The sequence below is a fragment of the Bacillus sp. MMSF_3353 genome, from assembly GCF_030733445.1.
In the GTDB taxonomy this organism is placed as follows: Bacteria; Bacillota; Bacilli; order Bacillales; family Bacillaceae_G; genus Bacillus_A; species Bacillus_A wiedmannii.
Map to the genome: position 1 here is coordinate 53,894 of NZ_JASHJA010000016.1, position 21,047 is coordinate 74,940.

Sequence of the window (21,047 nt, forward strand, 5' to 3'; positions counted from 1 at the left end):
GTAAGTTAATTCGATAGTAAATTTGTCATATTTTTTGCATAATAGATACAAATAGATAAAATAATTAGGGATATAGTAAGAAGGGAGAAAACTGGGATGCGTAAAGAAGAAGTAGTGAAGTTTCCAATTAAAGATTTCTGTAGCTACTTTACTGTTGCCGTAGTATGTATTGGATTATTTGATATCATAACAAACTTAATTGTTAAATAATATAGATGATAAAACAAGAAGGGAGATCCTTTCTTGTTTTTTTTATGGGGGAATAAAGATGAAATGGATTGATAGTCATATACATGTTGACCAATATAAGGATGAAGAAAAAAGTAGATTACTTAAAGATGTGGAACATAGTAAAGAGATACAGGGGCTTATCGCGGTATCTATGAATTATCAATCATGTAAAGAAACTTTATCTTTAGCAAAGCGATATCCTTTTGTACATCCAGCAATAGGTTTTCATCCGGAGCAACCGATTCATAAAGAAGAATGTGAGCAAATTTATAAATTAATTGAAGAGCATGTAGAAGACATAGTTGCGATTGGTGAAGTAGGCTTACCGTATTATTTAAGAAAAGAAGATGAGCGTATTGCTATCAAATCATATATATCAGTGTTACAACGATTTGTTGAACTAGCTAGTAAATATGATTTACCCATTATATTGCATGCAGTGTATGAAGATGCTGATATTGTATGTGATTTACTAGAGAAATATAAAGTTTCATGTGCACACTTTCATTGGTTTAAAGGAAGTGAAACAACAATGAAACGGATGATGAGGAACGGTTATTATATTTCTATCACACCAGATGTTTTACATAAGGACAAAATTAGAAAAATTGTTTCGTATTATCCACTTGAATATATGATGGTAGAAACAGATGGACCGTGGGAATTTCACGAGGATGTTATGACGCATCCGAGAATGATTCGAGAGGTATTAAAGGAAATTAGTGTTATAAAAAACGTATCTGTTAATAAGGTTGCGAAAACGATATATGAAAATACGATTCAATTTTATTTGAAAGGATAGGAGCGTTACTCTTATCCTTTTTATTATGAAAATAATCAATGGGTTATTAATAACATGCCACGTTTTAGTTTAAGTTAAAAAAACCACCAAGCAAAATGCTTGGTGGTTTTGTATTAAGATTCTAATTTTTTCCCACGTCTTAATAACAATAGAAAGACAATGATGAAGAAACCAAGTATAAGGAAGAATCCATATTGTTTTATATAATCCATTACATCGCTTGCGCTTGTTGGTTTGTCAACGTGAATGCCGTCTTTATTAGTAGTAATATGAATATCTTGCATTTTCACTTCATTTGCTTCTTTTTGTAAATCAATCCATTCTATATTTGGAATGCTTTCTAGATCCTTTAATACTTCTTTTAATGGTTTCACACCTAAGTAAGGATGATAGAATGCACCAATAACTCCATCGGATAATTTAGCAACAGATACAGCACGTTCTTTCATCTTTGCAATAGCATGTGGCTTATCTTCTTCAATAAAGCCAACTGTTTCAGGCATTAATTTCATTCCGTGTAAAAATGATGGGGTACTTGTATAGAATGGTGAGTGCATGGATTTCCAAGTTGTATCACTTAACTGTAGTTGTCCTACATAAGTTGAAAAGTACCTTGATAATATTTCATATCCTTTTTGAGACATCGTGTAATGAGGTGCTTCAAATGCGACAGGATATAGTTTGGCATCTACAAGTTCTTGAATACCTTTTTCAATATGATCGGTCGTATACTTTTCTTCAAACTCTTCCCCTTTTTTTACATATGCATTATATGCTTCGATATTAGGGAAGTCATCTTTTGTTTTTGGTTTTTCATGCTTCGGTTGACGAATTGGTTGATCTGTTTTTACGTCCCAAAATTCAAAACCTTCCCCAGTTTCACTATCATAAAATTGATGCGTATAACCATGCATAATAATTGCTGCACCATCATCTTGCATAGAGCGTAAAAGATCGACTAGTTCGGGTTTATCTTTTAAATGCAGTGTTTTACCTGTATCAGGATCTTTATATACAGGAATAACAGTGATCATGTAAGGAATCTTTTTCTCTTTTAGTAATTCAGCAATTTCTTTTAATTGATTTATATCTGCGGCCGGATGAACGTCCTCAAGACGCAAATAAGCCTCTACTTTATTTGTCGTTGGCTTTTGTCCAAAGTAAGAAAATAACATTTCACCAACGTAATGAGACATCCAGTCAAAGAGGTGTGGCGTTGCGACGTAATAAGATGTTTCATGCTGAACGATTAGTGGGTTCTTGCTATTTGAACTTACAGCGTTAGCAAGAACAGTTCCATTTGTATCAAAAGATTGAATCAATCGTTCCTCTTCTAAAGTGTTTTTAAGCTTATGGCTTGGATATTCGATTTTATTAACTCGTATATCATCAGCCTTTAGGGTAATGAAAGAAAAGCGATGAGATAATTGTTCAACATTTTGTCCTAAAACTAATATTGGGCCTGAGAAATTTTCTAGAAGTTGCTTTGTTTCAATAGGAAACTCTTCTTTTTGTTCACCGATATAAACAATATGTGTATAAGAAGATGAATTAGTAATTTCATTAGCCTTTTTTAAACTTTTCGTAGTTATATCGTTTGTAAAATGTCCTAATTGGGTATTAAGGATTTGAATATTATTTGTAATTTTATCGTCTTGTGTACTGTATAAAACAAGTACTTTTGGTTTTGATGATGTTTGTGCAGAGGTGTGGATAGGGATAAGTAGTAAAATGCTGAACAAGAGTATGATGCACTTTTTCATTTGGTCTGCTCCTATTCTATATGTAGAGTTCAATTTAAAATTATATACAAAAAATACGTTGTAGTCTATGAAAGTTACATTTTTGCACGTATTTACCAGCTGTTTTTTCACAAAATCGGTCTAAAGCATGATGATAATATATATAGTTATTTGCTATGATAAAAGGGTAAGAGAATGATAGAATGTGGGTAATTGTAAAGGGAGGAAGGCTGAAAGGGGACAAATTTCAGCGGAGAAAGAGGTAGTGGTAGTGAAGAAATTCTTTGTAGGATTTTTAGTTGTTCTTGGGGTGTACTTATATTTCCAAGGAAAGTCTGAAGGAATGGGCAAGTTAGTGAATGAGACAAGCTATGTTGACTCAGAAGAAGCAAAACAAATGAAACAAATTATTATAGAGGAAGCAAAGAAAGTCAATCTTCCAGAATGGATACCTCTTACAATTGCTGAACATGAAAGCCGGTTAAATCCAAGAAGTATTGGAGATAACGGAACTTCATTCGGACTGTTTCAATTGCACCGTGGCGGTGGGCTTGCACCAGATCATTTAACTGATGAAGAGTTGAAAGATCCGCGCACAAATGTGCAAATTGCAATGCCGCATTTAATGAAAGGATATAAGCGCGGGGTGCAAAAAGGTTTGACTGATTTTGCATTACTAAAATATGTAGCAAATACATCTGGATGGCCAGGAAATTTAGGGCCAGAGTGGACGGATAATAACATGAAGTATAACATTGGATTAGAAGATGTGTACTATCGAAATAAAGGTGTAATCAAAGAGTAGGTTTTCTATACCTACTCTGTTTTTTTATGAATAATTGCATCTTTTTCGCTCGTGAAGTACTGCGCGAGTTGTATTTTCACGTCTTTTAGTTTTGTAGAAACTTGCGGTATTTTATATCCTACATATAATGGTGAAACGACGAACCTAGGAACAACTTTACAAATGATTTTTCCGTTTAAGTAATAGAAGAATAAGTTATAACTACTACATCCTTTATGGAAATCTGTCAGTATGTAACGTACAGTTTGCTGAATATAATTTGCCAGTTCATCTATGTATCCAATATCTGCAATAATGATATTAAATTCAGTAAAACCGATAATAGGACGATCTGAAATATTGAGTTCAATGCGTTCGTTTTTTTGTACAATGACTCCTCGGAAGTTGTCCTGTTCTACGTTACCGAGATAGTCTACATATTTCATTCCGATAATCTGCATGTGTGCATGATGCAAACTCCCGCCTGAGAATGGACCGTGATTTTTGTATAAAATCACAGATGTGAATTCTTCATTCTTCTGTAAGTCTAACCAATGTTTAATGGAGAAACGAATTAGCGATCTCATATGTTCTTCTGTATATGTTGCAATGTGGTCTTTACAATTATCGGTTTCGATTAGCACCGTTTGAAATGTATCTTTTAATGTAGGGAATTTGTTTTTCAGCCAAATAATTGAGCCCTCAGTTGCTAAAATATCCGTTAAATTTTCTCTGTCACAAAAAGGACATGCAGCGCTTCTATTCCGAATGCTTTCTGGTTTTTGTTTGCCAATATCGTTTAAAAAGTATAGTTGTTGTGTATCCATTTGTATATATGCCCCTTTAAAATATGTGTAAAAATCCCGATTAATACATTCGGGAAAAGGAGAAGGAAATCCTTTAAAAGGAATAGGAAAAATAAAAGACAAGATATCCTCATTACAATAGGGTACCTTGTCTTTTATTTTTTCTTTAATAATGTGTATGGATAATATAAATCATTTTTATTATGTTTCTTTTTTCTATTTTTTATTGTGTATAAGGCAATTGCTGTACTTGCGATTACAATAATGGCTTTCTTCATATTCATTTACCCCTTTTTTATTGTTGGTTTAATTCTTGGCTAACTGCTTTTGCATCAACTAGAGCATGTAAAATCATTTTTACCATGTTCATCATATTCCTTCACTCCTTTTTATAGTTCATTTAGTTCTTTTACAACTGCTTGTCCGTTCACTAATACCTCAAAGATTGCTTTTACGATTTCTTTCATCATGATCGTTTCCTCCTTTTGTTTGGCTCTCTTGTTTACATCTTTATTGTATAGGGAGGCATCTTTTCGTACTATCGCTTTCCATTACGTGAACATAACAGTTTTGTAAGATTTGATGTCACTTATTGAAATGTTTAGTCTATCTTCATTATTTTCAGAAAAATGACTATTCAAACATGAAATGGGAAAGTATAATAAAGAAGTAAGTATTAAATTCCGTACGAAAGAGGTGAATGAGATGAAACGTTCTTTAGCTGCACGTGCCAAATTTTTAGATTATATCTATTTTTGTCGTGCGATTTTTCATGATGTAGTTGTTAACGGGATACGTCTGTCCTTTTTTAACAATTGCATAGTAGCTATTGAACGATAGAAATCTCTTCACCCATTTTTAATAAACGTGTGAAAAGGGAGCTATTTGGCTTCCTTTTTCTATGTCGAAAACCACGGGGAATGTTTCTTTCCCATGGTTTTTTATATTGAAAGGAGTACGGAAAATGACAATTTGTAGTGTGAATAATGTAACGAAATCTTTTGGTGGAAACATCATATTTGAAAATATATCGCTTGAAATAAAGAATGGTGAACGTGTTGGATTAGTTGGTCGTAACGGTAGTGGGAAGACAACAATCTTTCAGCTTCTAACTGGAATGGAAAGTTTGGATGCAGGAGCCATTCATATGAAGAAAGGTACACGTATTGGTCATGTGGCACAAATTCCGAAATTTGATGAGGGTATGACTGTATATGATGTATTGAGTTCCGCTTTTAAAACAGAAAAGGAATTGGAAAGAGAAATGCGTGCTTTAGAAAAAAATATGGCGGAAGAACGGGAACCATCTGCTTTACAAAAATTAATGGAGAGATACGGAGTAATCCAAGAAAAGTTTGCGTTTCTCGGTGGTTATGAAATAGAAGCGAATATGATGAAGGTAGCAAATGGTCTACAGGTGACAGAACTATTTCCACGATCATTTTTGGAGTTAAGTGGTGGGGAACAAACAAAGGTAAGTCTTGCATACATGCTATTGCAGAAACCAGATTTACTTCTATTAGATGAACCAACCAATCATTTAGACTTATTTGCCGTAGAGTGGCTAGAGCAATTTTTAAAAGAATACAATGGAACAGTTATGGTCATTTCACATGATCGCTATTTCCTTGATGAAGTTGTAACGAAGATTTTTGATTTAGAAGATGGAGAGATTCACGTGTATCATACGAACTATTCTCAGTTTGTTGACGAAAAGGAAGAACGGTTGCTTCAGGAGTTTCAGGCTTATCAAGAACAGCAAAAGAAAATAAAGAAAATGAAAGAAGCAATTAAGCGACTACGTGAATGGGCAAATCAGGCGAATCCTCCGAATGAAGGATTGCATAAGAGAGCGAGAAGTATGGAACGTGCACTGGAACGTATAGAGAAACTAAAGAAACCTATTTTAGAACGAAAACAAATGGGACTTCAGTTTGAAGGGCAAGAGAGAAGCGGGAAAGACGTTGTTTTAATGAAAGAAGTGAGTAAAGGTTTTGCTGGCCATCCTTTATTTAACGAAGCGAATTTACATGTTCGTTTTCAAGAGCGTGCGGCGATCGTTGGCCGTAATGGTACAGGCAAGACAACGCTACTAAAGTTATTATTAGAAGAAATAAAACCAGACGCTGGAGAAATTCGAATTGGTAGTAGTGTGAAAATCGGTTATTTATCACAGCATGCGTACGGAAATATGAAGAGTAATGTATTAGAGGCTTTCAGGGAATATGTAGCTGTAACAGAGGGAGAAGCGAGACATATATTAGCTAAGTTTTTATTTTATGGTCCAGCGGTGTTTAAGAAAGTAACGCAACTGAGCGGTGGAGAAAAAATGAGATTAAGACTTGCGCAACTTATGTATCAAGATATCAATTTTTTAATTTTAGATGAGCCGACAAACCATCTCGACATTGAATCAAGGGAAGTTTTAGAGGAAGCTCTTGAGCAATATAATGGGACGATTTTAGCTGTTTCACATGATCGTTATTTTTTAAATAAGTTATTTGAAAAGACGTATTGGATTGATGAGCATAAATTATTTGAGTTTGCAGGGAACTACGCATGGGCTCGTCAAAAGTGGGAAGAAAAGCTCGAGAAACAAGTAATAAAGCAGCAACGCCAAGGAAGAAAAAGTATGGCAACAGCTCCTGTAAAAAAGAAAGAAGTTAGGAATGTTGAGGATATTGAAACGGAGTTAATGCATGTAGAAGAAGATATATATATGCTTGAGTGTAAGATGGAACATGTATTTGATGTTGAAATGCTTGAACAATTGTATGAAGAAAAAACGAAGAAAGAGTTGTTACGAGCGGATTTATATAATGAGTTAGAGAATATTGTGGAGTAAAAAGTAGAAAGCGAATCCCTTCAGCTTTGCTGAAGGGATTCGCTTTTTTATACTGATATTTTACTTTAAGAGAAAAATAAAAATTGTGTTTCACGTGAAACAGTAAATTTGATACATCTTTGTTCCGTAATTTGCATAGATTGTAAAACATAAATGATATTAGTTTTTTTTGATCGGTTACTTATTTCCCGAGACATAAGTATGTGTAACAGCGAATCAGGATTGAAAATAAAAAAACAGAGTTACAGCTTTACACGCTGAACTCTGTTTTCTTTTTGTGTCGTATCTTCCCTTGTTGAAATGATAATAGCGATCCCGAGCATAATAAAAAAAGCTAAAAAGAGGACGAACTTTGGGAAGAATGGGAATAGTAATAGCGCCCCGACTATCATAATTGTTAATAATACGTAGTGCAGGACGTATTGGAATAGGTTGTCCATGTTTTCGCCCCCTTTTTGGTAATTGGTTATTAGTAGTCTATGTTTCATATGGAACGAATAGAAGTGAATTTTTAATTTTTTAATAAGAAATAAAAGAGAGTGATTGACATGTTTAAAGGAAAGGAATAATCTTGAAATTAATTCATACTATTTTTATAGGAAAAATAAAGATAGTTACAGAAAGGAGGCCTATGTTCCTACATCTTTAAAAATTAGGAAGGTAAAGGTGAGAGTGCAATGAAAAATGTTTTTAAAGGAGCACTTGCTACATTTCTTAGTGTATCGGTATTACTAGCCGGATGTGGTCAAGAGGAAGCAAGTACAAATGAAGCCGGGAACGTACCAAAAGTAAAAGATGAATTTATTAAAGCAAGCGACAAAGCAAAAAGTCCTACAAAAGTAAAAGAAAGAAAAGATACTTTTGTAGTTGGAATGCCAAGTCCTGGAGGGATATTCCTTCCGCACTTTATGGAGAATGGATGGGATGGTAACATAACGCAGGCTATCTTTGCCCCTCTTGTTGGACTCGATAGGGAAGGAAAACCGATTCCAATATTAGCGAAGAAGTGGGATACTTCGGAGGATCAGCTTACATATACGTTCCATTTGAAAGATGATTTAAAGTTTAGTGATGGTTCACCGCTAACAGCAGATGATGTAGCATTTACATTAACGTTATTACATGATCCAACTTATAGTGGTGCGACTGATATAAGCCAAACAGCAATAAAAGGTGGGCAAGCTTATAAAGAAGGAAAGGCAACCTCTATTGAAGGAATTCAAATCATTGATCCGAAAACAATTACGATTACGACTGAAAAGGTAAATGCTCAAACATTATCATTAATCGGTGGAGAAGTTATATCTAAAGCTTATTATGGGAGAGAGTATAAACAAGGACACTTGGAGTACTTAAAAGAGTTATATGGAAAGCCGGTGGGAGCAGGAGCTTATAAATTGGATAAATATATTCCTGGTCAAGAGGTTCGATTTGTAGCAAATGAAAATTATTTTGAAGGAAAACCGAAGATTGAGCACTTTATTTATAAAATTACAAAGGGTGATACGAAGTTACAACAATTTCAAGCAGGAGAAGTAGATTATGATGGTTTTACGACAAACGTGGAGACCATTGAGCAATTAAAAGATTTAGGTTTTGCTAATATTAATGTGTATACAGGAAGCTCTTATGGCTACATTAAAATGAATTATAAGAAGCCATACTTTAAAGATAAACGTGTCCGCCAAGCATTTATTTACGGATTAGAGCGTCAAAAGGTTATTGATACGTATTTCCAAGGATATGCGTCACTCGTTAATGTACCGATTACGCCAGTTTCATGGGCGTATACAGAAGAGGGCATTAATAAATATGAGTATAATTTAGAGAAGGCGAAGAAATTACTGGATGAGGCTGGATGGAAAGCGGGTTCGGATGGAATTCGTGAAAAAGATGGACAAAAATTGAAAGTAAGTTATTTTGCCTCATCAGCAAGTAAAATAAATGATGTAATGATTCCTGTGATGAAAGAAGATTATAAAAAGTTGGGTGTAGAGTTTAACCCAGAATATATGGACTTTAATACGATGATTTCAAAAGTGATAAAAGGTGATTATGATTTAGCGATGGTATCTACGCCAATGATTGATGATCCGAGCGGAACGATTGAAGAGTTTGTTTCAACAAGTAAACGAAATTATGATGGATATTATAATCCGAAAGTAGATGAATTAGCTAAGCAAGCATTAGAAACGTTGGATATTGAAAAGCGAAAAGAAATTTATAAAAAGTTATATCAAGAATTAAGCGAAGACCCGCCTGTAATCTTCTTGAATAATAGCAAAGTGGTGTCTGCACATAATGCACGAATTCAAGGATTACAAGAAGATAACTATAACGGTATTTTATTAAGTTTACCTAAATTAAAGATAGAATAAAAATTTTCAAAATATTTATTTAGAAAGAATTGACAAAATATAACTGACGATATAAGCTAATAACCATAAAGTCTACTGGAAAGGTCGGAATAGGATTGTTACCCCTCAAAAACATCTATTTTTTTACGATTAAAACCGACTTTTCCGATTGACTATAAAATATTGCTGTGGGAGGCATACATAAGGCAAGCAATTCATAAGGTTTAATTATTAAAAAAGTTAGGGTGGGGACAATGAAGAAAAAGACAAAAAAATGGGCTGGTGTATTTTCAGTATTATTGAGTAGTTCGCTTGTGTTATCTGCTTGTGGGGGACAGGAAGATACGGCTTCTACAGAACCGGTAAAAAAGCAGGATTTAAAAGACGCTAAGATTGAATCAATTCCAGCTACAGATAAAAAGAAAAGTCCAGAGAAAGCAAATCAGCGAAAAGATACTTTTATTACAGCCATTTCTAAGCCAGGGGGAGTTTTCCTTCCATATTTCCAAGAGAATGGTTGGGATGGAAATGTAACATCTGTTATTTTTGCGTCACTAGTAGCAACAGACAAACAAAGTAAACCTATTCCGGATCTTGCAGAAAAATGGGATATTTCTGCTGACCAGTTAACATATACATTCCATTTACGTAAAAACCTAAAATTTAGTGATGGTTCGCCTTTAACGGCGGAGGACGTAGCATTTACATTAACACTACTTCATGATAAAGCGTATGAAGGTGGAATGGATATTGCCCAGTATGCTGTTAAAGGTGGCAAAGAATATAAAGAAGGAAAAGCAACTTCTATTGAAGGAATTCAAGTTGTTGATCCACAGACAATTAAAATTACAACTGAAAAAGTTAATTCACAGGCGCTAACTAATTTAGGTGGCCCAGTGCTATCAAAAGCTTATTATGGAAAAGATTATAAACAAAATACAAGTTTAGACTATTTAAAAGCATTATATGGGCAACCAATTGCAGCGGGTCCATATAAATTTGAAAAATATGTTCCAGGTCAAGAAGTACGCTTTGTTGCTAATGAAAATTATTATGCAGGTAAACCAAAAATCAAAAACTTTATTTATAAAATCACATCAGGTGATACTGGATTCCAATTATTCCAAACAGGTGAACTGGACTATAGTGGATTTAGAGCAAATCCTGAGAATATAGACCAATTAAAAGGATTAGAGTTTGCAAATATTAATCTTGAGTCATCAAGTGATATTGCTTATATCTATGTAAATAATAAGAAATCGTATTTGAAAGATAAGAAGGTACGTCAAGCACTTACTTATGGATTAGACCGTAAGAAGTATGTGGATACAGCTTTACAAGGATATGGATCTGTTGCTAACGTACCAATTGCGCCAGTTTCATGGGCATATACAGAAGAAGGTATTAATAAATATCCACACGACGTAGAAAAGGCTAAAAAATTATTGGATGAGGCTGGTTGGAAAGTAGGTTCTGACGGGGTTCGTGAAAAAGATGGTCAAAAACTAAAATTAACATACTACGCATCAAATACAGGTAAAACAAATGATATCTTTATTCCAATTGCAAAAGAAAGTTACAAAGAAATCGGTGTTGAATTAAATCCAGAGTTGATGGACTTTAATACGATGCTTTCAAAAGTAGGAAAAGGTGACTACGATTTAGCGGCAGTTTCAACACCAGGAATTAGTGATCCAAGTGAAGTTGTAAGTGATTACTTATCAACTAATCCAAAAAGTGATACGGGTTATAACAACCCGAAAGTAGATGACTTGATTGTAAAAGGTATAGGGACGACAGATATTGAAAAACGTAAAGCAATTTATAAAGAACTGTATAAAGAGTTAAGTGATGATCCACCAGTTATTTTATTAAACTATCGTAAACTACTTTATGCTCATAATGCACGTATAAAAGGAATTGATCCAGAAAAGTACGATAGCATTAGTTCCAACTTACCAGTGTTATCTATTGAACAATAAGGGTTGACCTAAATAATAGAAGGCGTTTTTTCATACAGCGATGGGATAGTAGCTGTTTTGAAAAAATGTTCTTCTATTTTTAAGTAAATAGGATTGGGGAGACAAAAGGTGAAAACATATATCGTTCGTAGGTTCCTTCAAATGATCCCTACATTGTTTGGTACATCTATTATTATTTTTTTCTTATTTGCACTTTTGCCGGGGGATTATATTGATTCAAATCCTAAGTTAACACCAGAGAGAGCTCAAGAGTTAAGGGAATTGTATGGCTTAAACAAACCAATTATTGAAAGATATTTTCAATGGTTAGTGAATGCTTTGCATGGTGATTTTGGATTTTCTCTACAGTATCAAGAACCTGTAACTTCATTACTTAATAAATTTATTTGGAATACATTTATCGTTGCTGTTGCAGCTTTATTTTTCACTTGGATTATTGCTCTTATTATTGGGGTTATTTCTGCAACAAAGCAGCACTCTTGGTTTGATAGATTGGTAACAATCGGTGTCTTTGCAGCAATGTCATTTCCATCATTCTTTATCGGATTATTTTTAATTAAATTATTAGCAGTTGATTTAAAGTTATTACCTATTGGTGGCATGATTGATATTGGAAGTAACTCAACAGGAATAGCATACATATTAGAAGTATTACGTCATATGATTCTACCTGTATTTATTTTAACGCTTCTTGGTGTAGGATCATTAACACGATATTTTAGAACTAGCATGTTGGATGTTGTTAGGCAAGATTATATTCGTACTGCTCGTGCAAAAGGTTTAAAAGAAAGAACCGTTATTTATAAACATGCATTGAAAAATGCAATTTTGCCAGCAATTACATTACTTGCTTTTGAATTACCTGGTTTATTTTCAGGAGCGATTATTATTGAACAGATTTTTAATTGGCCAGGGATTGGGAGTATTCAATTAGAAGCATTAAACTTCCGTGATTATACGGTATTAATGGCCTTTACAATGTTTCTTTCTTGTTTAACAATTATGGCTAATTTCTTAGCTGATATTGTATATGCGTTTGTTGATCCAAGAATTCGATTGAAGTAAGGGGGGGGAAAGATATGGAGACTATTACACCAATAATAGAGAAAAAGAAAGAACGAAAAAAGAGAAATGAATCATCACCATGGCGTCAAGCGTATAAAAAAATTAAGAAAAATAAGATGGCACTGTGTGGCTTATACGTTTTAATATTTATGTTTTTATTTAGTTTTATCGGTCCAATCTTTTCGCCGTATGCTGATGGGAAAGTACAAGTAACACAAATTAATAAACCACCCAGCCTGTCACATTGGCTTGGAACAGACCAGTTGGGACGGGATATTTTAACTAGACTTATGCAAGCAGGGCGTATTTCATTAACAATTGGTTTAGCGTCGATGCTATTATCCGTTATACTAGGAGCTTTATTAGGAGCAATTGCTGGTTTTTATCGAGGGGTTGTAGATCATTTAATTATGCGTGTTGCGGATGTGTTAATGTCCATTCCGGGATTACCGCTACTTATTATAATGGGAGCAATTTTATCAGAATGGAAATTACCATCGGAATACCGTTTATATGTTGTAATGATTATTTTAAGTTTAGTAGGATGGCCAGGACTTGCCCGGCTTGTGAGAGGACAAATTTTAACATTGCGGGAGCAAGCCTTTATGCAAGCAGCAGATGTATTAGGATTAAAGGATTCTCGAAAAATTATTCATCATTTAATTCCTAACGTCTTTCCGTTGCTTATTGTTGTAGCAACTTTGGGTGTTGCAGGTTCAATTTTGAGTGAATCCGCGCTAAGTTACTTAGGTCTCGGCGTCGTCCCACCTACACCATCATGGGGGAATATGATTAGCGCAGCTAACTCATTAATTGATTTCCAAAAGCGGCCGTGGTTATGGATTCCGCCTGGCTTCGCAATCTTTATAACAGTTGTATCAATTAATTTACTTGGTGATGCACTTCGTGATGCGTTAGATCCAAAGATGAGACGGTAGGTGAGAAGGTATGAGTAAAGCGGTAGTAGAGCTGAAAGACTTACAAACACACTTTCAGACAGAAGAAGGAACAGTAAAGGCTGTGAATCATGTTAGTTTTACAGTTCGAGAAGGTGAAACGGTTTGTGTTGTAGGCGAATCGGGTTGCGGGAAAAGTGTAACAGCTTTATCTATTATGGGACTTATTGCTGAATCAGGCAGTGTGGTAGGTGGAGATATCTTATATGAAGGAAAAAGTCTTTTAGGAATGAAAGAGAAAGAGCTTCGTAGTTTACGAGGAAATGATATTGCGATGATTTTCCAAGAACCGATGACATCGCTAAATCCTGTCTTCACTGTAGGTGAACAAATTGTAGAGACGTTAAGAGAGCATGAATTACTTAGCAAAAATGAAGCGTATAAGAAGGCAATTGAGTTAATTCGTAAAGTTGGTATAGCTCGTGCGGATGAAATCGTCCATTCTTATCCGCACGAACTGAGTGGTGGCATGTTACAACGTATTATGATTGCTGTTGCACTTAGTTGTAATCCGAAGTTATTAATTGCGGATGAACCGACAACGGCTCTTGATGTTACGATTCAAGCTCAAATATTAGACTTATTAAGACAAGTAAAAGAAGAATTTAAAACATCCATTTTATTAATTACACATGATTTAGGCGTTGTAGCTGAGATGGCTGATTACGTTGTCGTTATGTATGGCGGGAAAGTTATTGAAGAGGCACCAGTACTAGAAATATTCCAAAATCCGAAACACCCGTATACGAAAGGGTTGTTGAAATCAAAACCAGTGATGGGAAAACGAATAGATAAATTATATTCTATTCCAGGGCAGGTTCCTAATTTAGTTGGTTTGGATGAATTTTGCTACTTTAGCGGTCGTTGTGAGCATTGTATGGAAATATGTAAAGAAGAAGCGCCAAATCTGAATGTACATGATGAGAATCATAAAGTAGCTTGCTGGTTATATGAGGAGTGTGCGGGAGAATGAGTGAACCATTATTAGAAGTAAAAAACTTAAAAACATATTTCCCAATTAAAGGCGGCATATTTAGTAGAACGATTGGACATGTGAAAGCAGTTGATGGAGTAAGTTTTACTATTAATAAAGGCGAAGTGTTCGGTCTCGTTGGTGAATCAGGAAGCGGAAAAACGACGATAGGAAAAACAATTTTACGTCTCGTTCAAAAAACGGAGGGAGAAGTGAAGTTTAAAGGACACGATGTTCATTCTCTATCAAAAGAGGAATTGAGAAAACATCGTCCTAATATGCAGCTTGTGTTTCAAGATCCATTTAGCTCATTAAATCCGAGAATGAGGATTGGAGAAGCACTTGGCGAGCCGATGTTGGCTCACGGACTAGCGACGAAAGAAAATGTTCGTGAAAAAGTGACAGAAGTATTAGAGTTATGTGGCTTAGCCCCATATCATATTGACCGGTATCCTCATGAGTTTTCTGGTGGACAACGTCAGCGTATCGTTATCGCAAGAGCTATGGTATTAAATCCGGAATTTATAGTAGCTGACGAACCTGTGGCAGCACTAGATGTATCTATTCAAGCACAGATCATTAATTTATTTAGTGAGTTACAGGAGAAAAAGGGACTATCTTATTTGTTCATTTCTCATGATTTAAGCGTAGTAGAGCACTTATGTACGAAAATTGGAATTATGTATTTAGGAACGATTGTGGAAACAGCGCCGCGTGATGAGTTATTTACGAACCCACTGCATCCGTATACAAAAGCATTGTTATCAGCTGTGCCAATACCAGATCCAACAGTGAAGCGAGAGCGGATTATACTAGAGGGTGATATTCCAAGTCCAGCAAATCCACCTTCGGGTTGTCGCTTTCATACACGTTGCCCGTTTGCAACAGATATTTGTAAACAAACGGTACCAGAATTCCGTAATGTTGGTGAAGAGCATTTTGTTGCTTGTCATCATGTATAAAAGAAAAGGACCCTTTCAAATTGAAAGAGTCCTTTTTTTATTTACTAGATGAAGTTTGTTTCAATACAAATTTCTCGATTGCGTGAGCAACACCATGCTCATTATTTGTTAATGTTACGACATCACATAGTTTTTTTACATCTTCTTCAGCATTTCCCATTGCAACTGATAAGCCAGCTACTTGTAACATTGGCACATCATTAAAGTTGTCCCCGATCGCAATAGTATCTTCAATTGGTATATTGAAATAAGCAGCCATTTCTTGTAGACCGTTCCCTTTATGACCGTGCTTATCCATAATTTCTACATTAGTAGGAGCTGATGCCGTAACTGAAATATCAGTGTCTTCTTGTAACATGCTTAATAGCTGTGCACGATGCGCTGCATTAAATGTCAAAATGAAGAATTTAGATATTTCTAATTCTGGATTATTTACAACATCTTCGATTTTTTGGAAATCAGTAATTAAGTTTGATTTCTTTTGTTTTTCTGTAATTCTTTCAAGTTCTTCAAGTGTAACATCTAGTGCATGCTTGTTTTCTTCGAACGCTTGCATGACTTGATCTTGCCATGTATATGGAGAATAAACTCCTTTATTCGTATATAGCTTATAAGGAAAACCTTCAGATTCTAGTAATTTTGCAAGCTTGTATACTTTATCGTTTTGTAAACAACGCGAGTTAATTACTTTTCCATCCACATAAACAATTGCCCCATTGCTCGCTCCAACTGGAAGAGATAGTTTATATTCTTCCAATAATTTTAAAGCATCCTCTTTTGCACGACCAGAACAAATCATGACTATATGACCAGCCTCTTTTGCAGTTTGGATAGCTTGTAAGTTCTCCTTGGAGATTTCAAGATTAGATGATAGTAGCGTACCATCCATATCTAATGCGATTAATTTCAAAATGACCACCTCTTTGTTTTTATTATACATAGTTATATAGAGGAAACATATAAACTTATCTTGGAAAGATCGTATTTTATCTTGCGTGAACCATCAGTAAAAAGTTGATAGGCGCCATCTTATTACTTTGAATATGCACTTTAATTTGTAACAAAAATAGAGGTAGGTATGAGGGTGTTTCGTTATATGACTGTAATATTACAATAACATTACAAACGTCAACTTAGTAGAAAGTGCATTAAAACAGGGATTTTAAGGGTGTTTATAAAAAAACGTAAAAAAAGTGTAATAAAATTTACGTAATTATATTGCAACGTAACAATAGTTATGTTACATTAATGTTACAAACGTTACGTTAATAACTTTAATGTAACGCTAACATAAAAACTATGAAATAAACATTTCTTAGAAATTACATATAGATAACTTATTAAAAAGGAGGATACATAAAATGAAAGAGCAAGTATTACAAGTAACAAAAGGTGACTTCGTAGGATCAGCAAGTGGAGCAGTAGTATTAACAGCATTAATCGTATTTCTATCAAGCGTATTAGTATAATAGAAGTTTTGTAATAAAAGAAAAAGAGAGGAGAATGCAAAATGAAAGAGCAAGTATTACAAGTAACAAAAGGTGACTTCGTAGGATCAGCAAGTGGGGCGGTAGTATTAACGGCATTAATCGTATTTCTATCAAGCGTATTAGTATAATAGAAGTTTTGTAACAAAAGAAAATAGAAGGGAGAATGAAAGATATGAAAGAGCAAGTATTACAAGTAACAAAAGGTGATTTCGTAGGATCAGCAAGTGGAGCAGTAGTATTAACGGCATTAATCGTATTTCTATCAAGTGTATTAGTATAATAGAAGTTTTAAATCATACAAAATGAAAGGAGAATGAGGAATATGAACAGTGAACAAGTGTTACAAGTAACAAAAACAGATTTATTAGGATCATTAGGTGGAGCGGTAGTATTAACATCATTTATTTTATTCCTTGCAAATGTATTAGTATGAGACATATAAATACAATCATTCAAAAAAAATAAAGACTCTAGCATATTAGTAAGTAGTTAATATGTTGGGGTCTTTTTTGTTTTCCTCTCCTATATACCTTCAAGTATGAATATTCCCTCCGTCATATAAAGAGAAAAAAGTCGAATTTTATATGTAAGAAAAAAAGAGGAATTTGACAGAAAAGATAGAAAATTTTAAAGGTCAGAATTTGTTAGCTTGCTAACTAATTTCTATTAATTGATGTTGGAAGCGTTTTCGGTTGGTTTTAAGTATGAACCATTTAATCTATTTACAGGGGGATGAGGATTTTATGAAACAAAAATCTATGGATACGCTAGCTGCACAAATGGAGGACTTTTTTCCGGTACGTGATGTAGATCATTTGGAATTTTACGTAGGAAATGCAAAGCAATCAAGTTATTACCTCGCGAGAGCATTCGGGTTCAAAATTGTGGCTTACTCTGGATTAGAAACTGGTAACCGTGAAAAGGTATCTTATGTTCTTGTGCAAAAAAATATGCGTTTTGTTGTGTCTGGTGCTTTAAGTAGCGATAATCGTATCGCAGAATTTGTAAAGACACATGGTGATGGTGTAAAAGATGTTGCTTTACTTGTTGACGATGTTGACAAAGCATATTCGGAAGCTGTGAAACGTGGTGCCGTTGCAATTGCTCCACCTGTGGAATTAACAGACGAGAACGGTACACTGAAAAAAGCAGTTATTGGTACGTATGGTGATACAATTCACACGCTTGTAGAGCGTAAAAATTATAAAGGAACATTTATGCCAGGATTCCAACAAGTGGAGTTTAATATTCCATTTGCAGAGTCAGGTTTAATTGCTGTAGATCACGTAGTTGGTAATGTTGAGAAAATGGAAGAATGGGTTAGCTATTATGAGAATGTTATGGGCTTTAAACAAATGATTCATTTTGATGATGACGATATTAGTACAGAGTATTCAGCATTAATGTCGAAAGTTATGACAAATGGAAGTCGTATTAAGTTCCCTATTAACGAGCCAGCAGATGGAAAGAGAAAATCGCAAATTCAAGAATATCTAGAATTCTATAATGGAGCAGGTGTACAACATCTTGCTTTATTAACAAGCGATATCGTTAAAACAGTGGAAGCACTTCGTGAAAATGGTGTGGAGTTTTTAGATACACCTGATACTTATTATGATGAGTTAAGTGCGCGAGTTGGGAAAATTGATGAAGAAATTGATAGGTTAAAAGAATTAAAGATTTTAGTAGATCGCGATGAGGAAGGATACTTACTACAAATCTTTACGAAACCAATTGTAGATCGTCCAACTTTATTTATTGAAATTATTCAACGTAAAGGTTCTCGCGGATTTGGAGAAGGGAACTTTAAAGCATTATTTGAATCAATTGAAAGAGAACAGGAACGTCGCGGAAACTTATAAGATTTGTATCCACCAGCAAAAGTCTCTTTGCTGGTGGAAATTTCATTTTCATAGGGAGGAATCATGATGAAATTTGTTACATTTCGTCTTCCTTCGAAAGAAATGCGAGCTGGATGGCTTGAAGGTGACAAAGTAATTGATATGAATCTTGCTAGTGATGGAAAATTACCTTCTTCTATGTTCGCCTTTTTAGAGAAAGCGGATGAGTATGTAGAAGTATTGCGTAATATGGAGAATCCGGAAAAGGGTATATATTCCTTAGAGGAAGTGCAATTAGCGGCGGCAATTCCTAATCCGAGTAGTATTCGGGATTTTTACGCGTTTGAACAGCATGTAAAAACGGCCCGCGGCCGGAGAGGGCTAGAGGTTGTACCTGAATGGTACGATATCCCGGTTTTTTATTTTACGAACCATCGTGCTGTAATTGGTCCAGATGATTTTGTAATTGGTCCGAAGAAATCTAAAAAGCTTGATTATGAGTTAGAGATCGCTTGCGTAATTGGGAAAGAAGGAAGAAATATTTCTCGTGAGCAAGCAGAGGAATACATTTTTGGTTATTGTATTATGAACGACTGGAGTGCAAGGGACTTACAAGCAACAGAAATGAAGGTAGGACTTGGTCCAGCAAAAGGAAAAGATTTTGCAACTTCATTAGGAGCGCACCTTGTTACGAAAGAGGAATTGGATGTTTATCGTAACGGTGACCGTTATGAGTTAGAGATGACTGCTCATGTAAATGGAAAGCTATTATCAAAGGGGAACTTCCAAGATATTTACTATACATTTGCTGAAATGATTGAACGTGCTTCGGAAGACGTTACGTTATATCCAGGCGATGTGATTGGTTCTGGGACAGTAGGAACAGGTTGTGTTTTAGAACTGGGTACGGAAGAGTGGCTGCAAGATGGGGATGTTGTAGAACTTACGATTACTGGTTTAGGTACGTTACGTAATACGGTCAAAAAAGAAATGGAAGCAGGTGATGGGCATGTTTTATCGTCACATGGGGGAGCTACCTCATAAACGACATGTACAATTCCGTAAAAAAGATGGGTCGCTTTATCGCGAACAGGTAATGGGAACAAAAGGTTTTTCTGGTACGCAATCTATTTTGTACCATCATTATATGCCAACGGAAGTAGGTCATGCGGCATTATCTCATTCTTGTCAGTTGCAGTATGAAGAAGATGTAGCTCTTGCTCATCGTCATTTTCGCACGAAAGAAAATAAAAAAACTGGCGATGCAGTAAGCGGAAGGAATTTTATGCTTGGGAATGAGGATTTATTAATTGGAGTAGTGGCTCCAACAGAAAAAATGGACTATTTCTACCGTAATGGTGATGGTGATGAAATGTTATTTGTTCATTACGGAACAGGGAAAATTGAAACGATGTTTGGAACGATTCACTATCGAAAAGGTGATTATGTAACAATCCCAATTGGAACGATTTATCGTGTTATTCCAGATGAGGGAGAGACTAAGTTTCTTGTTGTAGAGGCAAATAGTCAAATCACAACGCCGCGTCGTTATCGGAATGAATATGGACAATTGTTAGAGCATAGTCCGTTTTGTGAGAGAGATATTCGTGGTCCTGAAAAATTAGAGACGTATGATCAAAAAGGTGAGTTTGTCGTAATGACAAAGTCGCGAGGCTATATGCATAAACATGTTTTAGGGCACCATCCGTTAGATGTTGTTGGTTGGGATGGCTATTTATATCCGTGGGTCTTTAATGTAGAGGACTTTGAACCAATCACAGGTCGTATTCATCAGCCACCTCCAGTACATCAAACGTTCGAAGGTCACAATTTCGTTATTTGTTCTTTCGTACCACGTTTATACGACTATCATCCAGAATCTATTCCGGCACCATATTATCATAGTAACGTGAATAGTGATGAAGTACTGTACTATGTAGAAGGAAACTTTATGAGCCGGAAAGGTGTGGAAGAAGGTTCTATTACACTTCATCCGAGCGGAATTCCTCATGGGCCGCATCCTGGGAAAACAGAGGGAAGTATAGGGAAGAAAGAAACACTTGAACTAGCTGTTATGATAGACACGTTCCGTCCGCTTCGTATTGTAAAGCAAGCACATGAAACAGAAGATGAAAAATATATGTATAGCTGGATTGAAGAAGGTTCACATACTGTGAAATAGGTAAAAAGAGGCATGCTCAATAAGTGAGC

Annotated in this window: 22 protein-coding genes; 17 read left to right on the plus strand and 5 right to left on the minus strand. The window is 35.1% G+C overall.

Annotated features, from left to right (window positions below):
- Positions 1 to 268: 268 nt before the first annotated feature.
- On the plus strand, positions 269 to 1,033 hold the full coding sequence (locus RBB48_RS23070) for a TatD family hydrolase (protein WP_306008149.1): 765 nt from the start codon (positions 269 to 271) through the stop codon (positions 1,031 to 1,033).
- Positions 1,034 to 1,146: 113 nt separating this feature from the next.
- Here RBB48_RS23070 and RBB48_RS23075 read toward each other — a convergent pair whose 3' ends face one another.
- Complete coding sequence (locus RBB48_RS23075; protein WP_106102574.1) at positions 1,147 to 2,796, minus strand: DUF2334 domain-containing protein; 1,650 nt, start codon at positions 2,794 to 2,796, stop codon at positions 1,147 to 1,149.
- Between the two features lie 250 nt (positions 2,797 to 3,046).
- Here RBB48_RS23075 and RBB48_RS23080 point away from each other — a divergent pair, with 250 nt between their 5' ends.
- Positions 3,047 to 3,580 (plus strand): lytic transglycosylase domain-containing protein, encoded by a 534-nt coding sequence (locus RBB48_RS23080; RefSeq protein WP_262800298.1) that lies wholly within the window; start codon positions 3,047 to 3,049, stop codon positions 3,578 to 3,580.
- Between the two features lie 11 nt (positions 3,581 to 3,591).
- Here RBB48_RS23080 and RBB48_RS23085 read toward each other — a convergent pair whose 3' ends face one another.
- The gene (locus RBB48_RS23085; RefSeq protein ID WP_048542911.1) at positions 3,592 to 4,386 is read right to left on the minus strand and encodes a DUF4931 domain-containing protein; all 795 of its coding nucleotides are present in this window, start codon (positions 4,384 to 4,386) and stop codon (positions 3,592 to 3,594) included.
- A gap of 134 nt (positions 4,387 to 4,520) precedes the next feature.
- Entirely contained in the window at positions 4,521 to 4,649 is a 129-nt protein-coding gene (locus RBB48_RS23090; protein ID WP_002006681.1) for a hypothetical protein, read from the minus strand.
- Between the two features lie 421 nt (positions 4,650 to 5,070).
- Between RBB48_RS23090 and RBB48_RS23095 the strand changes: the two genes are divergently transcribed.
- Both RBB48_RS23095 and abc-f read left to right on the plus strand, forming a co-directional pair.
- On the plus strand, positions 5,071 to 5,205 hold the full coding sequence (locus tag RBB48_RS23095; RefSeq protein WP_046956655.1) for an RAxF-45 family protein: 135 nt from the start codon (positions 5,071 to 5,073) through the stop codon (positions 5,203 to 5,205).
- Positions 5,206 to 5,329: 124 nt separating this feature from the next.
- Positions 5,330 to 7,210, plus strand: a complete 1,881-nt coding sequence (gene abc-f, locus RBB48_RS23100) for a ribosomal protection-like ABC-F family protein (protein ID WP_088121129.1) — start codon at positions 5,330 to 5,332, stop codon at positions 7,208 to 7,210.
- 242 nt (positions 7,211 to 7,452) lie between these two features.
- On the opposite strand, the gene RBB48_RS23105 is transcribed toward abc-f, so the two are convergent.
- The gene (locus tag RBB48_RS23105) at positions 7,453 to 7,650 is read right to left on the minus strand and encodes a hypothetical protein (protein WP_000369258.1); all 198 of its coding nucleotides are present in this window, start codon (positions 7,648 to 7,650) and stop codon (positions 7,453 to 7,455) included.
- A 237-nt stretch (positions 7,651 to 7,887) separates the two neighbouring features.
- Here RBB48_RS23105 and RBB48_RS23110 point away from each other — a divergent pair, with 237 nt between their 5' ends.
- From RBB48_RS23110 to RBB48_RS23135, 6 genes are all read left to right on the plus strand, one after another.
- The gene (locus RBB48_RS23110) at positions 7,888 to 9,588 is read left to right on the plus strand and encodes an ABC transporter substrate-binding protein (RefSeq protein WP_306008150.1); all 1,701 of its coding nucleotides are present in this window, start codon (positions 7,888 to 7,890) and stop codon (positions 9,586 to 9,588) included.
- A 233-nt stretch (positions 9,589 to 9,821) separates the two neighbouring features.
- Complete coding sequence (locus tag RBB48_RS23115; RefSeq protein WP_141542687.1) at positions 9,822 to 11,549, plus strand: ABC transporter substrate-binding protein; 1,728 nt, start codon at positions 9,822 to 9,824, stop codon at positions 11,547 to 11,549.
- Positions 11,550 to 11,657: 108 nt separating this feature from the next.
- The gene (locus tag RBB48_RS23120; RefSeq protein ID WP_000860732.1) at positions 11,658 to 12,614 is read left to right on the plus strand and encodes an ABC transporter permease; all 957 of its coding nucleotides are present in this window, start codon (positions 11,658 to 11,660) and stop codon (positions 12,612 to 12,614) included.
- A gap of 14 nt (positions 12,615 to 12,628) precedes the next feature.
- Positions 12,629 to 13,552, plus strand: coding sequence for an oligopeptide ABC transporter permease (opp4C, locus tag RBB48_RS23125; RefSeq protein ID WP_000447957.1), 924 nt, complete (start codon positions 12,629 to 12,631; stop codon positions 13,550 to 13,552).
- A 10-nt stretch (positions 13,553 to 13,562) separates the two neighbouring features.
- Positions 13,563 to 14,543: an ABC transporter ATP-binding protein gene (locus tag RBB48_RS23130; RefSeq protein WP_306008151.1), complete on the plus strand. Its 981-nt coding sequence runs from the start codon at positions 13,563 to 13,565 to the stop codon at positions 14,541 to 14,543.
- Complete coding sequence (locus tag RBB48_RS23135; protein ID WP_001294493.1) at positions 14,540 to 15,505, plus strand: ABC transporter ATP-binding protein; 966 nt, start codon at positions 14,540 to 14,542, stop codon at positions 15,503 to 15,505. Before RBB48_RS23130 ends, RBB48_RS23135 begins: the two co-directional genes overlap by 4 nt.
- 37 nt (positions 15,506 to 15,542) lie before the next feature.
- Here RBB48_RS23135 and RBB48_RS23140 read toward each other — a convergent pair whose 3' ends face one another.
- Positions 15,543 to 16,415: a Cof-type HAD-IIB family hydrolase gene (locus RBB48_RS23140; protein WP_000766409.1), complete on the minus strand. Its 873-nt coding sequence runs from the start codon at positions 16,413 to 16,415 to the stop codon at positions 15,543 to 15,545.
- A 451-nt stretch (positions 16,416 to 16,866) separates the two neighbouring features.
- On the opposite strand from RBB48_RS23140, the gene RBB48_RS23145 reads away from it, so the two are divergent.
- The 7 genes from RBB48_RS23145 (at position 16,867) to RBB48_RS23175 (ending at position 21,018) form a co-directional block, all read left to right on the plus strand.
- Positions 16,867 to 16,974, plus strand: coding sequence for a DUF3948 family protein (locus RBB48_RS23145; protein ID WP_000664237.1), 108 nt, complete (start codon positions 16,867 to 16,869; stop codon positions 16,972 to 16,974).
- Between the two features lie 41 nt (positions 16,975 to 17,015).
- A complete protein-coding gene (locus RBB48_RS23150; protein ID WP_000664237.1) occupies positions 17,016 to 17,123 on the plus strand; it encodes a DUF3948 family protein in 108 nt (35 codons plus the stop codon).
- A gap of 35 nt (positions 17,124 to 17,158) precedes the next feature.
- Positions 17,159 to 17,275 carry a DUF3948 family protein gene (locus tag RBB48_RS23155; protein ID WP_000654250.1) on the plus strand — a complete coding sequence of 39 codons (117 nt, stop codon included), beginning with the start codon at positions 17,159 to 17,161 and terminating at the stop codon, positions 17,273 to 17,275.
- Between the two features lie 42 nt (positions 17,276 to 17,317).
- Positions 17,318 to 17,428 (plus strand): DUF3948 family protein, encoded by a 111-nt coding sequence (locus RBB48_RS23160; RefSeq protein ID WP_001083700.1) that lies wholly within the window; start codon positions 17,318 to 17,320, stop codon positions 17,426 to 17,428.
- A 310-nt stretch (positions 17,429 to 17,738) separates the two neighbouring features.
- Positions 17,739 to 18,857, plus strand: coding sequence for a 4-hydroxyphenylpyruvate dioxygenase (hppD, locus tag RBB48_RS23165; protein WP_098230763.1), 1,119 nt, complete (start codon positions 17,739 to 17,741; stop codon positions 18,855 to 18,857).
- Between the two features lie 66 nt (positions 18,858 to 18,923).
- Positions 18,924 to 19,880, plus strand: coding sequence for a fumarylacetoacetate hydrolase family protein (locus tag RBB48_RS23170; RefSeq protein WP_000674024.1), 957 nt, complete (start codon positions 18,924 to 18,926; stop codon positions 19,878 to 19,880).
- Positions 19,846 to 21,018: a homogentisate 1,2-dioxygenase gene (locus tag RBB48_RS23175; RefSeq protein WP_048542891.1), complete on the plus strand. Its 1,173-nt coding sequence runs from the start codon at positions 19,846 to 19,848 to the stop codon at positions 21,016 to 21,018. Before RBB48_RS23170 ends, RBB48_RS23175 begins: the two co-directional genes overlap by 35 nt.
- Positions 21,019 to 21,047 lie beyond the last annotated feature (29 nt).

What these genes read in the sequence shown, in the direction of transcription:
- opp4C (WP_000447957.1), top strand. Translation starts at nt 12,629, where the DNA reads ATGGAGACTATTACACCAATAATAGAGAAAAAGAAAGAACGAAAAAAG.
- RBB48_RS23075 (WP_106102574.1), bottom strand. Translation starts at nt 2,796, where the DNA reads ATGAAAAAGTGCATCATACTCTTGTTCAGCATTTTACTACTTATCCCT.
- RBB48_RS23135 (WP_001294493.1), top strand. Translation starts at nt 14,540, where the DNA reads ATGAGTGAACCATTATTAGAAGTAAAAAACTTAAAAACATATTTCCCA.
- RBB48_RS23160 (WP_001083700.1), top strand. Translation starts at nt 17,318, where the DNA reads ATGAACAGTGAACAAGTGTTACAAGTAACAAAAACAGATTTATTAGGA.
- RBB48_RS23095 (WP_046956655.1), top strand. Translation starts at nt 5,071, where the DNA reads ATGAAACGTTCTTTAGCTGCACGTGCCAAATTTTTAGATTATATCTAT.
- RBB48_RS23110 (WP_306008150.1), top strand. Translation starts at nt 7,888, where the DNA reads ATGAAAAATGTTTTTAAAGGAGCACTTGCTACATTTCTTAGTGTATCG.
- RBB48_RS23170 (WP_000674024.1), top strand. Translation starts at nt 18,924, where the DNA reads ATGAAATTTGTTACATTTCGTCTTCCTTCGAAAGAAATGCGAGCTGGA.
- hppD (WP_098230763.1), top strand. Translation starts at nt 17,739, where the DNA reads ATGAAACAAAAATCTATGGATACGCTAGCTGCACAAATGGAGGACTTT.
- RBB48_RS23155 (WP_000654250.1), top strand. Translation starts at nt 17,159, where the DNA reads ATGAAAGATATGAAAGAGCAAGTATTACAAGTAACAAAAGGTGATTTC.
- RBB48_RS23105 (WP_000369258.1), bottom strand. Translation starts at nt 7,650, where the DNA reads ATGGACAACCTATTCCAATACGTCCTGCACTACGTATTATTAACAATT.
- RBB48_RS23085 (WP_048542911.1), bottom strand. Translation starts at nt 4,386, where the DNA reads ATGGATACACAACAACTATACTTTTTAAACGATATTGGCAAACAAAAA.
- RBB48_RS23115 (WP_141542687.1), top strand. Translation starts at nt 9,822, where the DNA reads ATGAAGAAAAAGACAAAAAAATGGGCTGGTGTATTTTCAGTATTATTG.
- RBB48_RS23130 (WP_306008151.1), top strand. Translation starts at nt 13,563, where the DNA reads ATGAGTAAAGCGGTAGTAGAGCTGAAAGACTTACAAACACACTTTCAG.
- abc-f (WP_088121129.1), top strand. Translation starts at nt 5,330, where the DNA reads ATGACAATTTGTAGTGTGAATAATGTAACGAAATCTTTTGGTGGAAAC.
- RBB48_RS23070 (WP_306008149.1), top strand. Translation starts at nt 269, where the DNA reads ATGAAATGGATTGATAGTCATATACATGTTGACCAATATAAGGATGAA.
- RBB48_RS23090 (WP_002006681.1), bottom strand. Translation starts at nt 4,649, where the DNA reads ATGAATATGAAGAAAGCCATTATTGTAATCGCAAGTACAGCAATTGCC.
- RBB48_RS23150 (WP_000664237.1), top strand. Translation starts at nt 17,016, where the DNA reads ATGAAAGAGCAAGTATTACAAGTAACAAAAGGTGACTTCGTAGGATCA.
- RBB48_RS23175 (WP_048542891.1), top strand. Translation starts at nt 19,846, where the DNA reads ATGTTTTATCGTCACATGGGGGAGCTACCTCATAAACGACATGTACAA.
- RBB48_RS23145 (WP_000664237.1), top strand. Translation starts at nt 16,867, where the DNA reads ATGAAAGAGCAAGTATTACAAGTAACAAAAGGTGACTTCGTAGGATCA.